General features: G+C 54.8%; 1 pseudogene. It reads right to left on the bottom strand.

Annotation, left to right across the window (positions count from 1 at the left end):
• Positions 1-694, bottom strand: a pseudogene (locus ACR0LX_RS22975) (IS3 family transposase); the annotation flags it as partial.
• Positions 695-832: the final 138 nt, after the last annotated feature.

Here is an 832-nt window from a genome sequence, read left to right as displayed (position 1 = left end):
TCACGGGTCCAGACATAGCTGATGTCACCAGCCCATGTCTTGTTCGGCTGATCCGCTGTGAAGTCCCGATCCAGTAGGTTGGGCGCGATATTGAACTTGTGATCGCTGTCTGTCGTGACCTTGTGCTTGCGTGTTCTCAACACGGATATGCCGTTCTGGCGCATCAGGCGACCAACGCGACGATGCCCCACAGCCAAACCAATTTCCTTCAACTCTTCAGTCATGCGCGGCCTGCCATAGCTGCCCAAACTGAGGCGTGACTGTTCTTTGATATGCGCCAGCGTGACCAGATCAGACCGCTGTCTGCGACTGGCAGGGCGGCTGCGGAAGGCACGCAGACCGCGTGCGCTGACACCGACGACATCGCATAACCGGTTGGCTGGAAAGCTGGCTCTGTGTTCTTCGATAAACCTAAATCTCATTGCTTTAGGCCCGCGAAGAACTGGGTGGCCTTTTTTAGGATTTCCCTCTCCTCCTTGAGGAGCCGGATCTCCCGTCGAAGTCGCTCATTCTCTTGAGCGAGGCTCAAATCCTCTTTGGAAACCACGTCTGTATCTCGGTGCGCTGTGATCCATTTGTTCAGCGTGGACATCCCGACACCTAGATCATCAGCCACCTGCTTGCGTGTTAGCCCACTGGTCAATGCGATACGCACCGCATCTTGCCGGAATTCGGCCGTCCGTTTCAGTCCCATAGTCAGTCTCCTTTGCTGCAGTAGATGCTATCAAAGGAGCGGCATCAAACCGTGACAGGTCCAGTAAGTATCGTCTCAGACTGCCACAATTGCCCAGAGACTCCAAATATAGCAGGCACCGCGCCTCATTTGACTTGA

It is taken from the genome of Ruegeria sp. CH11 (assembly GCF_056537105.1).
Note: the sequence above shows the minus strand (reverse complement) of the source record. Positions and strands in the feature narration are given on the sequence as shown.